This window comes from Stenotrophomonas rhizophila, assembly GCF_003751305.1.
Lineage (GTDB): Bacteria > Pseudomonadota > Gammaproteobacteria > Xanthomonadales > Xanthomonadaceae > Stenotrophomonas > Stenotrophomonas rhizophila_B.
In genome coordinates this window covers 43071-56716 of sequence record NZ_RJKV01000003.1, presented here as the reverse complement: position 1 = coordinate 56716, position 13646 = coordinate 43071, and the positions used below count along the sequence as shown (strand labels likewise).

The 13646-nt window shown below is 66.1% G+C and carries 12 protein-coding genes; 7 read left to right on the top strand and 5 right to left on the bottom strand.

All coding sequences use genetic code 11. The annotated features are described in order from the left end of the window. Positions 1-22: 22 nt before the first annotated feature. Positions 23-1357, bottom strand: a complete 1335-nt coding sequence (gene dnaA, locus EDF74_RS15390; protein ID WP_046272260.1) for a chromosomal replication initiator protein DnaA — start codon at positions 1355-1357, stop codon at positions 23-25. Positions 1358-1610: 253 nt separating this feature from the next. Here dnaA and rpmH point away from each other — a divergent pair, with 253 nt between their 5' ends. From rpmH to EDF74_RS15365, 5 genes are all read left to right on the top strand, one after another. Then, the gene (rpmH, locus tag EDF74_RS15385) at positions 1611-1751 is read left to right on the top strand and encodes a 50S ribosomal protein L34 (protein WP_006404565.1); all 141 of its coding nucleotides are present in this window, start codon (positions 1611-1613) and stop codon (positions 1749-1751) included. Positions 1752-1756: 5 nt separating this feature from the next. Continuing rightward, positions 1757-2248 (top strand): ribonuclease P protein component, encoded by a 492-nt coding sequence (gene rnpA, locus EDF74_RS15380; protein WP_121043725.1) that lies wholly within the window; start codon positions 1757-1759, stop codon positions 2246-2248. After that, complete coding sequence (gene yidC / locus EDF74_RS15375) at positions 2248-3945, top strand: membrane protein insertase YidC (protein ID WP_088435262.1); 1698 nt, start codon at positions 2248-2250, stop codon at positions 3943-3945. Before rnpA ends, yidC begins: the two co-directional genes overlap by 1 nt. Positions 3946-4053: 108 nt before the next feature. Then, a complete protein-coding gene (gene mnmE, locus EDF74_RS15370; protein WP_123730943.1) occupies positions 4054-5397 on the top strand; it encodes a tRNA uridine-5-carboxymethylaminomethyl(34) synthesis GTPase MnmE in 1344 nt (447 codons plus the stop codon). A 136-nt stretch (positions 5398-5533) separates the two neighbouring features. Beyond that, on the top strand, positions 5534-6589 hold the full coding sequence (locus EDF74_RS15365; RefSeq protein WP_123731193.1) for a glycerophosphodiester phosphodiesterase: 1056 nt from the start codon (positions 5534-5536) through the stop codon (positions 6587-6589). 125 nt (positions 6590-6714) lie between these two features. Here EDF74_RS15365 and EDF74_RS15360 read toward each other — a convergent pair whose 3' ends face one another. Then, the gene (locus tag EDF74_RS15360) at positions 6715-7497 is read right to left on the bottom strand and encodes a rhomboid family intramembrane serine protease (RefSeq protein WP_123730942.1); all 783 of its coding nucleotides are present in this window, start codon (positions 7495-7497) and stop codon (positions 6715-6717) included. Positions 7498-7594: 97 nt separating this feature from the next. Then, positions 7595-8554, bottom strand: coding sequence for a TerC family protein (locus EDF74_RS15355; protein WP_123730941.1), 960 nt, complete (start codon positions 8552-8554; stop codon positions 7595-7597). A 382-nt stretch (positions 8555-8936) separates the two neighbouring features. On the opposite strand from EDF74_RS15355, the gene EDF74_RS15350 reads away from it, so the two are divergent. Then, positions 8937-10106, top strand: a complete 1170-nt coding sequence (locus EDF74_RS15350) for a class I SAM-dependent rRNA methyltransferase (RefSeq protein ID WP_123730940.1) — start codon at positions 8937-8939, stop codon at positions 10104-10106. A gap of 159 nt (positions 10107-10265) precedes the next feature. Further along, entirely contained in the window at positions 10266-11516 is a 1251-nt protein-coding gene (locus tag EDF74_RS15345; RefSeq protein ID WP_123730939.1) for a dipeptidase, read from the top strand. A gap of 125 nt (positions 11517-11641) precedes the next feature. Here the strand turns inward: EDF74_RS15345 and EDF74_RS15340 are convergent, their stop codons facing one another. Then, complete coding sequence (locus EDF74_RS15340) at positions 11642-13054, bottom strand: amino acid permease (protein ID WP_123730938.1); 1413 nt, start codon at positions 13052-13054, stop codon at positions 11642-11644. A 146-nt stretch (positions 13055-13200) separates the two neighbouring features. Further along, complete coding sequence (locus EDF74_RS15335) at positions 13201-13611, bottom strand: hypothetical protein (protein WP_123730937.1); 411 nt, start codon at positions 13609-13611, stop codon at positions 13201-13203. Between the last annotated feature and the right edge of the window lie 35 nt (positions 13612-13646).

Sequence of the window (13646 nt, the reverse complement as noted above, 5' to 3'; positions counted from 1 at the left end):
ACGCCTTAGCGGCGTACATGCATCATTCGCTCAACTTCCGGATCAGCTTGTCCCAGTCTTCCCGCAACTTGCCGTCCGCTTCCATCAACGTCCGGATCTGCCGGCAGGCATGCAGCACCGTGGTGTGGTCCCGGCCGGCAAAGGCGTCGCCGATTTCCGGCAGGCTGTGCTCGGTCAGTTCCTTGGTCAGGGCCATGGCGACCTGACGGGGACGGGCCAGCGACCGGGTCCGACGCTTGGACAGCAGATCCTTGATCTGCAGCCCGTAGTAGTCGGCCACGGTTTTCTGGATGTTGGGAATGCTGATCGCCTGCTGCTGGGCGCGAAGCAGGTCGCGCAGGGTTTCCTGGGCGAAATCAGTGGTGATCGCACGGCCGGTGAAGTTGGCGCGTGCGGCCAGGGTATTCAACGCACCTTCGAGGTCGCGGACATTGGAGCGCATCTTCTTGGCAATCAGAAACGCCACATCGTCGGGGATATCGGTGCCACGCTCGCGGGCCTTGGCCAGCACGATCGCTGCACGCGTCTCGAAGTCCGGCGGCTCGATCGCCACCGACAGGCCCCAGGCCAGGCGCGACTTCAGCCGTGCTTCCAGGCCCTCGACTTCGCGCGGGTACCGGTCGCAGGTCAGGATGATCTGCTGCTTGCCGTCGAACAGGGCGTTGAACGTGTGGAAGAACTCTTCCTGGGTGCGGTCTTTGCCGGCGAAGAACTGGATGTCATCGATCAGCAGCGCGTCCACCTGCTGGAACTGGCGCTTGAACTGGTCCATGGTTTTTTCCTGCAGCGCACGGATCATCGCGCTGAAGAACTGTTCCGAACGCAGGTACAGCACCTTGGCCGCCGGATTGGCCTGACGCATCGCATTGCCGGCCGCGAACATCAGGTGGGTCTTGCCCAGGCCCGTCCCGCCGTACAGCAGCAACGGGTTGTGGGCCCGGTCGCCTGGCTTCTGCGCCGCCTGGAACGCCGCGGCCAGCCCCAGCTGGTTGCTGCGGCCTTCCACGAAGTTGGCGAAGGTGTAGTGCGAATCCATGTTGCCGGCGAACGGCACCAGGGGTTCGGCCGGCGCCGCCGGTGCGGACAGACCCGGAATCGGCGCGATCTGCGCCTCTACCGGACGCGGACGCGAGCCGATTTCAAGAAAAACGTCGCCGAAACCGGCGAAATGCGCCAGCAGCTCCTTGATGCGCGGCAGATACAGCTCGCGCACCTGGTCGACGATGAAGGCGTTTGGCGCATAAAGCACCAGGCTGTCCGCGCGCAGATCTGCCTGCAGCGGCTTCAACCAGGTGTGAACATCCTCGGGCGGAAACTCCGCTTCGAGGCGTTCGAGAGAACGAGACCAGGCATCCATCGGCAATAATCGTCTGGGGCCAGCGGATAGGCGAACAAAAGCGCCGCACCGCAGGCCGGAAGGGGGGAAGAATGGATGGCGCAGACTACCACCGACGAGGGGGGCCGGGAATGGTTGTCCCAAAGTTATTCACAAAACGATCCACAGCTATTGCACAGCCCGGTGAATTCCCGTAGTGACAGACACTTGACGGGACCTCGATGAGGTCTATAGAATTTCCGGTTCTTTCCGTCCCCTTCATATAGAGGCCCGCATGGCCACCAAGCGCACTTTCCAACCCAGCAACCTCAAGCGTAAGCGCGACCATGGCTTCCGTGCCCGTATGAAGACCGCTGACGGCCGCAAGATCCTGTCGCGTCGCCGCGCCAAGGGCCGTAAAGTCCTGAGCGCTTGATTGCAATGCCGCTTTCCGCGGCAGACGCAATCCTGACTGTGAGCAGTTCCGACCCGCGCAAGCGATTTCCTCGCTCTGCGCGGGTTCGTACGCGTGCCGAATATACAACGGTCTTCAACGGCGCCCGCCGTGTGTCCGATCCGCTGATGACCCTGCACTGGCTGAAGAGCGATACGCCAGCCAGGTTGGGTCTTGCGGTGTCGCGCAAAGTCGATCCCCGAGCCGTGGGTCGCAACCGAGTGAAGCGTGTGTTGCGCGATGCCACACGCCACGTACGGCCGTGGATGAGTGCCGGCGATTATGTCGTCGTTGCCCGCAGTGCCGCCCGTACCGCCAGCAATTCAGATATCCGCCAGGCCTTTGAACGCCTGCTGCGCCGCCTTGGCGCATTGCCCATGCCGGGCGCGGACGGCACAATGCCGCCGCCCCTGGGCGTTGCACCCCTTTCCCAGTCCGAGCCGGCATTGCGTGCCGGCCCCGTCGAGCCTGCACGCTGATGAACCAGACCCGCGTTTTCCTGATTTTTGCCTGGCTGATGGTGGCCGTGTTGCTGTGGATGGAGTGGGGCCGCGATAAAGCCGCGCCGCCGACCCCGGCCGTGGCTACCCAGACCACCCAGGCCAGCGTGCCGGGTGCGGCTGCCGGGTCCATCCCGGGTGCGCCCGTGCCCCAGGCTGACGGCTCCCTGCCGGCGGCACAGCCGGCCGCACAGACCGAGGCCGGTCCGGCCCGCGTGACCATCACCACCGACGTCCTGCGTCTGGTGCTGGACGGTGGCACGGTGCTGGATGCCGAGCTGCTGCAGTTCCCGCAGACCAAGGAAGAAGGCAGCCCGCCGGTCCGCCTGCTGACCGAAGAGGCGACCCACCCGTACCGCGCGGTGAGTGGCTGGATCAGCGAAGACAAGACCATGCCGGTGCCGGCCGCCAACGGCTTCAAGCTGGTCGGTGACAACCACGACTTCGTGCTGGCCAAGGGCCAGGACGAGGTCACGGTGCCTTTCGAATGGACCGGCCCGAACGGCGTGACCATCCGCCGCACCTACTCGCTGGGTCGCAACGAGTACGCGATCACGGTGAAGGATGAAGTGGTCAACGGCGGCAGCGCCCCGTGGAGCGGCTACGTGTTCCGCACCCTGGACCGCACCCCGACCATCCTCTCGCGCAGCATGACCAACCCGGACTCGTTCAGCTTCAACGGCGCGACCTGGTTCAGCCCGCAGGACGGTTACGAGCGTCGCGCGTTCAAGGATTACCTGGACGACGGCCACCTCAACCGCACCATCACCGGCGGCTGGCTGGCGATGCTGCAGCACCACTTCTTCACCGCGTGGATTCCGCAGGCCGACCAGGCCGCGCAGTACTCGCTGGCGCAGAACAACGGCCGCGACCAGATCGAAGCGCGTGGCCCGGCCTTCACCGTGGCCCCGGGCCAGCAGGTCAGCACCGAAGCCCGCCTGTGGGTCGGCCCGAAGCTGGTCAACCTGATCGCCAAGGAAGACGTGAAGGGCCTGGACCGCGTGGTCGACTACAGCCGCTTCTCGCTGATGGCGATCATCGGCCAGGGCCTGTTCTGGGTCCTCAACCAGGTCCACAAGGTCGTCAACAACTGGGGCTGGGCGATCGTCGGCCTGGTTGTGCTGTTGAAGCTGGTGCTGTATCCGCTCTCGGCGGTGCAGTACAAGTCCGGTGCCAAGATGCGTCGCTTCCAGCCGCGCATCGCGCAGCTCAAGGAACGCTATGGCGATGACCGCCAGAAGTTCCAGACCGCGATGATGGAGCTGTACAAGAAAGAGAAGATCAACCCGATGGGCGGCTGTCTGCCGATCCTCATCCAGATGCCGATCTTCTTCGCGCTGTACTGGGTGCTGGTGGAATCGGTGGAACTGCGCCAGGCCCCGTGGCTGGGCTGGATCCAGGATCTGACCGCACGTGACCCGTACTTCATCCTGCCGGTGATCAACGTGGCGGTGATGTGGGCCACCCAGAAGCTGACCCCGGCGCCGGGCATGGACCCGATGCAGGCCAAGATGATGCAGCTGATGCCGCTGGTGTTCGGCGTCATGATGGCCTTCATGCCGTCCGGTCTGGTGCTGTACTGGGTCGTCAACGGTGGCCTGGGCCTGCTCCAGCAGTGGTGGATGACCAAGCGTCATGGCAGCGATCCGCTGCCGGTCGTCACCGCCAAGAAGTAAGCCACACAGGAGACCCGCCGCAAGGCGGGTTTCCTGCATCTGCGGCCCGGCCAACCGTGCGGTCCGTAGAATGCCCCCTGATTCCCCGCACGCTGCAGTGAGCCCGACATGACCCATGCCCCCGACACCATCGTGGCCATCGCCACCGCGCCCGGCGCGGGCGGCGTCGGCATGCTGCGGCTGTCCGGCCCCCAGGCGCGGCCCATCGCCGAGGCGATCGGCGTGCGCGCGATGCGGCCGCGGCACGCGCATTACGAGCGCTTCCGCGATGCGGGCGGCGAGGTGATCGATGACGGTATCGCGCTGTGGTTTCCCGCCCCGAACAGCTTCACCGGCGAAGAAGTGGTGGAACTGCAGGGGCATGGCAGCCCGGTGGTGCTCCAGCAACTGGTCGCGCGCTGCATTGCACTGGGGGCTCGGCAGGCGCGGCCGGGTGAGTTCAGCGAGCGGGCCTTCCTCAACGGCAAGCTCGATCTGGCCCAGGCCGAGGCGATTGCCGATCTGATTGCCGCCAGCGATACCCGCGCAGCGCGCGCGGCACGCCGCTCCCTGGACGGCGTGTTCTCGCGCCGCGTGGACGAGGTCGCAGAACAGCTTGTTCTGCTGCGGATCCACGTGGAAGCGGCGATCGATTTCGCCGACGAACCACTCGATACCCTCGGCGGCGCGCAGGTCCGCAGTGGCCTGGTCACCGCGCTGCAGGCGCTGATCCGGCTGCGCGAGGATGCCGAACGCGGGCGCAAACTGCGCGACGGGCTGCACGCCGTCCTGGTGGGGCCGCCGAACGCGGGCAAGAGTTCGCTGCTCAATGCGCTGGCCGGTAGTGAACGGGCGATCGTCACCGACATCGCCGGCACCACGCGCGACACCCTGCGCGAGACCATCCGCATCGATGGCCTGGAACTGACCCTGGTCGACACCGCCGGTTTGCGCGAAGGCGGCGATGCGATCGAGCGGGAAGGCATGCGCCGGGCGCGCGCGGAGATGCAGCGCACCGACCTGGCCATCGTGGTGGTCGATGCGCGCGATCCGCAGGCCGGCCGCGACGCGGTGGGCGACAGCATCGCCGACGTGCCGCAGCAGCTGTGGATCCACAACAAGAGTGACCTGCTGGACGCGATGCCGATCGACGACCCAGCGGACGTGGTGCATGTCTCGGCCGCGACCGGCCTCGGCCTGGATCAGCTGCACGCACGCCTGCGCGCGCTGGCCAGCGGCAGTGCCGGCGACAGCGTGGACGGTGAGTTCTCCGCGCGGGCCCGCCACGTCGAGGCGATCGGCCAGGCCATCGGCCATGCCGAGCGCGCCGAATCGGAGCTGGTCCACGAGCACCTGGAGTTGGCGGCGGAGGAACTGCGCCTGGCCCATGAGGCGCTGGGCGAAATTACCGGACGGATGAGCGCCGACGACCTGTTGGGGCGGATTTTCTCGAGCTTCTGTATCGGGAAGTAGGTGCGCGGCCTTTCTTCGCGCTGTCACAGCCTTGCAGCAGACTGACCGGGTTCTTTATCGACAGGGATTTGCAGTGTCCAAGCAGTTGTGGGGATGTGTGTTGCTGGTGTCGCTGGCCGTGGCACCATCGGTGGCCATGAGCGCTGAATCGTCTTCCTCCACGCCGGTCAAGGCCGCCGTCTACGGCCACCGCGGCGCCAGTGCGCTGCTGCCCGAGCACACGCTCGCCGCGTATGCGCAGGCCATCGCCGATGGCGCCGACTACATCGAGCCGGACCTGGTGATGACCAAGGACGGCGTGTTGGTATCGCGCCACGAGAACGAGATCGGCGGCACCACCGATGTGGCTGCGCATCCCGAGTTCGCCAGCCGCAGGACCGTCAAGACCATCGACGGCGAGCGCATCGAAGGCTGGTTCACCGAAGACTTCACCCTGGCCGAGCTGAAGACGCTGTACGCCCGCGAGCGCCTGCCGCAGCTGCGCAGCACCGCCTTCGACGGCCAGTTCCGCATCGCCACGCTGGACGAGATCATCGCCTTCCTGGTGCAGCAGGCCGGGCGCGCCAACCGCGGCATCGGGCTGGTGCCGGAGATCAAGCACGGCACCTACTTCACGCGCATCGGCCTGCCGATGGAAGACAAGGTGGTCGCCGCGCTGCAGGGCAACGCCTACACGCGAGTGGCACCGGTGACGATCCAGTCCTTCGAGGTCGGCAACCTGCGTTACCTGCGCGGCAAGCTCGGCCGCGACAGCAACATCCGCCTCCTGCAGTTGCTCGGCGATCCCAAGCAGCAGCCCGGTGACGTGCTGGCCGCCAAGGGCAGCCAGCGCTATGCCGACCTGATTACACCGGTGGGACTGCGCGAGGTCGCGACCTACGCCGACGGCATCGGCCCGAGCCTGCGCATGGTCATTCCACTGGATGCGCAGGGGAAGCTGGGCACCCCGACCTCGCTGGTGCGTGATGCGCATGCGGCCGGGTTGATGGTGGTGCCGTATACGTTCCGGCCGGAGAACTACTTCCAGGCTGCGGAGTTCCGCAGCGGCGAGCCGAATGCCCGCAATGCCGAAGGTTCGGTCGCCGAGATGCGCGCCTACCTGGCCACCGGCATCGATGCGTTCTTCACCGATGACCCGGCGCTGGGCCGGCGTGCGGTGGATGGGGATGGGACGACCGCAGCGAACCCCTGAGCGTGTAGAGCCACGCCATGCGTGGCTGCGCTTGCTCGGTGGGCGCGCTATCGGAATATCCGGCGCACGGTAGAGCCACGCATGGCGTGGCTTTACCGTGGCATGCCATCAGATGGCGCTGCCGGTCAGTCCAGCGATGACCCTTCATCGCGCCGCCGGAACGGCAGCACCACGAAGTCGCGGCCCTCGCGCGGTTGCCACAGCACCGGCACGCGGGTCGGGGAGGGCGGTTCCAGATCGGCGTCGCGCGCAGTGTCGATGTCGTCCTCTTCCTCATCCTCCCAGCTGTAGCGCTTGCGCGGCGCCATCGGGTCGGACAAGCGGAACAGCAGCGCGCTGATGATGCCGGCGAAGGCACCGCCCATATGCGATTGCCAGGACACGCCCGGCTCGTGCGGGAGGATGGTCAGCAGCATGCTGCCGTAGAACAGGAAGGCGATCAGCCCGGCGGCGATCGCTGGCCGGTCGCGGCGCAGCAGGCCGAGCACGAACACCAGGAACATCAGGCCGTGGGTGATGCCACTGGCGCCCAGATGGCGGCTGCCCAGATCGCCGAGCAGCCAGGCACCGAGCCCCGAACCCACCCACAACAGGGGCAGCGCGCGCACGGTGGCCTTGGGATAGACGCTGCCGGCCAAGGTGCCGAGGATCAGCAGGGCTGCCGCATTGGCACCCAGATGCTGGATCGAGCCGTGCAGCAGCGGTGCACCGAGAATGCCGAGCAGGCCGGCCTTGTCCAGTGGGGCAACCGCCCACGGACGCCAGTCGACGTGGCCCTGGGCGGTATACACCGCGACCAGCAGCAGCACGAAGGCCAGGCTCAGGTTGAACGCCCGCAGTACACCACCACGGTCGTTGCGGGACGGGACCGGCGGCGTGCCGGTGGGCTGGGGCAGGTTGGCGTTCATACCTTTAGGGATGGCGTCGCCCCGGATGAACACAAGGGCAACGCCGTGGGAGAGAGAGGTGCCGCCTGCGGGACAATCCCGCAGGCGGCACGGTCGGTCAGGCGTGGCCGCCTTCCTTCGGCGGGTTCTTCAGGCTCAGCACCACGGTCGCGGCGATGATCACCGCCACCACACCCAGCGAGATCGGGGTGGGGATCTTGAAGATGTCGATCAGCATCATCTTGATGCCGATGAAGGCCAGCACCAGGGCCAGGCCGTACGGCAACAGGTGGAAGCGATCGGCCATGCCGGCCAGCAGGAAGAACATCGCGCGCAGGCCCAGCACCGCGAACACGTTCGAGGTCAGCACGATGAACGGGTCGGTGGTGATCGCAAAGATCGCCGGGATGCTGTCCACCGCGAAGATCACGTCGGTCACCGCGATCAGGATCAGCACCACGAACAGCGGCGTGAACCACCGCTTGCCATCGCGCATGACGCTCATGGCATTGCCGGCATAGTCCGGCAGCAGGCGCAGGTGCTTGCGCATCCAGCGCAGGGCGGGGTTGGTCTCCAGATCCGGCTCGCTGCCGGCCGAGAACCACATCTTCCAGCCGGTGAAGAGCAGGAACGCGCCGAACACGTAGAGCAGCCAGTGGAACTTGGTCAGCAGCACGCTGCCGGCGAAGATCATGATCGTACGCAGCACGATCGCGCCGAGGATGCCGATGATCAACACCTTCTGGCGCTGTTCCTCGGGTACCGCGAAGTAGCCCATGATCATCAGGAACACGAAGATGTTGTCCACCGCCAGGGCTTTCTCGACCAGGTAACCGGTCAGGAACTCCAGGCCGACCTTGTTGGCCACCACCTGGCCGGCGGTCTCGTTCAGGTAGTACCAGAGGCCACCGTTGAAGGCCAAGGCGAGGGCGACCCAGCCGATGGACCACCACAGGGCTTCCTTGAAGGTGACCTTGTGTGGGCCGCCATGTCGCATCAAGACGAGATCGACCAGCAGCGCGATGATCACCACCGCGCCGAAGCCGCCCCACAACCACACATTACCGATCGTCTGCATTGGGTTTATCCGTTGGAAAAAATAGAGTGCCTCAAGCCGGACGGCGAGGATCTGCAACGGAGGATCGGGGGGATCCAGGGACAGAGCTTCGCCATACGGCGAAGGTCTCGCTCGCAGTCCCGATGGGTGGGACTGCCGTTGCACCGGAGCCTGCGGGCTCGAATTGACGGCGACAACGTCTGGGAGCTACTCCCCTTCTGGGGCCGATTCTGCGGGGTGCCGGGGCCGGCGTCAAATGGTTTCCATGTAGTGACGGCTGCTGGCCGTCAACCAGGTAGCGGCCGGGTTTACCGCGCTGACGGCCAGCGGCCGTCACTACCAAAGCGTCGTGGGCCTCGCCGCTAGTACCGAGGGCTGCGGGCTTCCCGTTTACAATGCGCATATGAATACCCCTGCCCCCGTTGTCCGCCTCAAGAACGCCTGGCGCTCCAGCCACCCGTGGATCTTCCAGAAACTGGTCGAAAAGCCGGCCGTCCGTCCCAAACCCGGTGCCATCGTCGACGTCGTCGGCGTGGACGGGGAGTGGATCGGCCGTGGCTTCTACAACGGTCATTCGCGCATTGCCGTGCGCATCCTGGAGACCGATCAGGCCATCCCGGTCGACGCCGGCTGGTTCTCGCGCAAGATCGCCCAGGCGGTGTCGCTGCGTCGTGAGGTGCTCAAGCTGGACGAGATCTCCGATGCCTGGCGCGTGGTCCACAGCGAAGGCGATGGTCTGTCCGGCCTGGTCGTGGACCGCTACGGCGACCTGGTCGTGGTCGAATTCTTCGCCGCCGGCATGTTCCGCCACCGCGAGTGGGTGTATGAAGCCCTGCGCGAACAGTTCCCGGGCTGCCGTTTCCACAGCTTCGCCGACGAGCACGTGCAGAAGCAGGAAAGCTTCGACTTCCACGGCAACACCACCACCGAAGCCTCGGTGATCACCGAGTACGGCGTGAAGTTCCGCGCCGACCCGGCCGGTGCCCACAAGACCGGCTTCTTCGCCGATCAGCGTGAGAACCGCCAGTGGCTGAGCCAGCAGGTGGAAGGCAAGACCGTGCTGGACCTGTGCTGCAACACCGGTGGCTTTGCGGTGTACGCCGCCGCGCGCGGTGCGGCCGAGGTGGTCGGCATCGATATCGATGAAGACGTGATCGCCATCGCCAAGGGCAACGCCAAGCTCAACAACGTGCGCCCGAAGTTCATCCAGTCCGACATCTTCCCGTGGCTGCGCGATGCATCCAACCGCGGCGAAAAATACGACGTGGTGATCCTGGATCCGGCCAAGATGACCCGCGACCGCGACCAGGTCATCACCGCGCTGAAGAAGTACCTGGACATGAACAAGCTGGCGCTGGGCGTGGTCAAGCCCGGTGGCCTGCTCGCCACGTTCTCGTGCACCGGCCTGGTAGCCGAAGATCAGTTCCTGGACATGCTGCGCCGTGCCGCGTTCTACGCCGGCCGTACCATCCAGATCCTGAAAGTGGCCGGCGCCGGTCCGGACCACCCGTTCATGGCCCACGTGCAGGAATCGCGCTACCTCAAGGCCGTGTTCTGCCGCGTGGTGGACTGATTCGCAGGATCCCGGCCACGTTCGGCATCGGGTAGTGCCGGCCGCTGGCCGGCTCCTCCTGGTCGCCGATTGTCGCGGGGAGTCGGCCAGCGGCCGGCACTACCGTTTGTTGTCCTCTCGGCGCTATGGTCTGACGCTTCTCAACCAAGGTGAGGCGTCATGACGTTGCGCAGTCTGTCTTTGCTGGTTTCGCTGGCGTTGTGCACGCCGCTGGCTGCCCACGCGATCGCGTTCACCCCGCAGGAACTGGCCAAGGCGTCCGCGCTGCAGCAGCGGCTGCTGACGCTGGACAGCCATCTGGATACGCCGGCCAACTTTCACCGCGACGGCTTCGACATCACCCAGCGGCACGACCACAACGCGCTGTCGCAGGTGGACTACCCGCGCATGGTCGAAGGCGCGCTGGATGGCGGCTTCTGGGCGATCTACACCGATCAGGGCGACCGCAGCGCACAAGCGCACCAGCATGACCGCGATGCCGGCCTGCTGCGGCTGACCGAGATCCGCGAGATGCTCGCCGCGCATCCGGACACCTTCCAGCTCGCGCTGACCGCCGCCGATGCCGCGCGCATCAAGGCCGCCGGCAAGCGCGTGGTCTACATCAGCATGGAGAACGCCAGCCCGCTGGTCGACGATCCCACGCTGCTCAGTTACTACCACCTGGCCGGCCTGCGCCTGCTCAGCACGGTGCACTTCGCCAACAACGAGTTCGCCGATTCGGCCACCGATCCCAAGGGTGCCGAGTGGAAGGGCCTGAGTCCGGCCGGCAAAGCGCTGGTGGATGAAGCGGTGCGGCTGGGCATCGTCATCGATCAGTCGCATGCTGCCGATGCGGTGTTCGATGATCTGATCGAGCGCATGCCGGTGCCGTTCGTGCTCTCGCACAGTTCGGCCAAGGCGATCTACAACCATCCGCGCAACCTCGACGATACGCGCCTGAAACAGCTGGCCAAGGCCGGTGGCGTGATCCAGGTCAACGCCTATGGTGGTTATCTGATCGACACCGCCAAGAGCGAGGCGCGCAAGGCGGCCGAGACGGCGCTGATGGCGCAGCTGGGCACCGATTACGACGGCATGAGCATCCAGCAGGGTGTCGCGCTGAAGAAGGGGTTGGAGGAAATCGACCAGCGCATTCCGCTGCGCAAGGCCACGCTCGACGATTTCTTCGCCCACCTCGAGCACATCCTCAACGTGGTCGGCCCCGAACACGTGGGTATCGGGTTGGACTGGGATGGCGGCGGTGGCCTGGCGGATCTGCCCGACGTGAGCCAGTTGCCGAAGATCACCGCGTGGCTGCTGCGCAAGGGCTACAGCGAGAAACAGATCGCCGGTATCTGGGGCGGCAACCTGCTGCGCGTCATGCAGCAGGCACAGGATCACGCGGCCAAGGTCGCCGCCGCGAAGTCCTGAGTACAGGGGGCATCACGCGCGCTGCCCGGCAGCGCGGCTTCACCAGCGCCCACAAAGAAAAAGGCAGGCCCAGGGCCTGCCTTTTTCACCCCCGGTCATCGCCGGCCGGTGGCCGGCGCGATCGCTCAGCGCTTGCCCAGCACCGCATTGCGACGCCCGTAGGCGAAGTAGGCGATCAGGCCCAGAACGTTCCAGCCCAGGAAGTACAGCTGGGTGGTGCTCGGCAGGCTGAAGAACAGGTACACGCAGCCGATCATCGCCAGCGGGCCGACCACGTAGGCCAGCGGCGTGCGGAACTTGCGCACGCGGTTGGGCTCGCGCTTGCGCAGCACCACCAGGCACAGGCCCACCGCCGTGAACGCGGCCAGGGTGCCCGCGTTGGCCAGCGCGGCGATCTCGTCCAGACGTGCCACGCCGGCCAGCGCGGCCACCAGCACCGCGGTGAACAGCGTGGTGGCGACTGGCGTTCCGGTGCGCGCGCTGACCTTGGACAGCCCACGCGGCAGCAGGCCGTCGCGCGACATGACGAAGAAGATCCGGCTCTGGCCGTACAGGAAGGCCAGCAGCACGGTCGGCAGCGCGATCACGGCGGCGGCGCCGATCCACTTGGCCGCACCCGGGCTGCCCAGCTCGCGCAGGATCAGCGCCAGCGGCTCGGCGCTCTGGCCGAAGATCGTGTAGCTCATCGCACCCACGGCAGCCAGCGCCACCAGCACGTAGATGATGGTGCAGCCGACCATCGAGCCGATGATGCCGATCGCCAGGTCGCGCTCGGGCTTCTTGGTTTCTTCAGCGGCGGTGGAGATCGCATCGAAGCCGTAGAACGCGAAGAAGATGATCGCGGCGGCCGCCATCACCCCGCGTTCGACGCCATCGGCGCCCAGCGACTTGACGAAGCCGAACGGCATGAACGGCTCCATGTGGCTGGTGTCGAAGTGCGGCATCGCAATGGCCACGAACACGGTCAGCGCGATGATCTTGATCACCACCAGAACGGCGTTGAGGGTCGCGCTCTCTTTGGTGCCGGCCATCAGCATGCCGGCCACCAGGAAGGTGATCAGCACCGCCGGCAGGTTGATGAAGCCGCCCTCCACGTGGGGGCCGGCGGTCAGCATCAGGGGCAGGTCGATGCCGAAGCCGTGCAGGAAGCCGACCGCGTAGCCGGACCACCCGACCGCGACCGTACTGACCACCAGCGAGTACTCCAGGATCAGGCTCCAGCCGACCACCCAGGCCACTACCTCGCCCAGGGCGGTGTAGCTGTAGGTGTAGGCGCTGCCGGCGGCCGGCATCATCGTCGACAGCTCGGCGTAGGACAGGGCCGCGCAGGCGCAGACCGCGCCGGCGATGGCGAAGGAAATCAGCACCGCGGGGCCGGCCAGGTTCGCGCCGACACCGATCAGGGTGTAGATGCCGGTGCCGACGATGGCGCCGATGCCCAGCGCGATCAGGTGCGGCCAACTCAGGGTCGGGATCAGTTGCCTGCCGGCTTCATGGACGGTGACAGTGTCTAGGGACTTGCGCCGGAGCAATGACATGGGGCCTCGCGGTGGATGACTGTGAACGACAAGTCTGCGAGTTTTACCGAACGCGGCGCAGCATTACTACTGCCAAGCGTCGTAAGCGGCTGCACCGCCCGCATGACTGAGGCGAAGGTGACGAAACCGGCACAAAGACCGGAGGCTCATTCCCAGTGGCAGCCGGTGTCGGTGATCGCACCGACGTCTTCACCGAACGCGGTCTGCGTGCCCGTCCGCGCGTTGGTGTAGGAGAAGCCATAGATGCGCGCACCCTGGGTGCTGATCGCATAGTGGCCGATGACCTTGCCGTCCAGGTGCTCGTCCCACACCGTGTCGAACTGCCACGGGCGGTCTTCGGCCAGTACCGTGCTCTCCTGCGAGGCCAGGGTCAGCCGCAGCCACGCGGTCTTGCCGGCGTAACGCACATGGCTGACCCGCTCACCGTCCACGGTGCCCTCGGGGAGTTTCCATTCAAGATGGATCTGCTGGCGGCTGCCACCGGTCAGGCAGCGGATTTCATCGGCGTGCGCCGGCGCGATGGCCAGCAGCAGCAACAGCGGGGCGAGCCAGCGCATGGGGCAGGGTCCATCCAGACAGAAAGAGCACCATT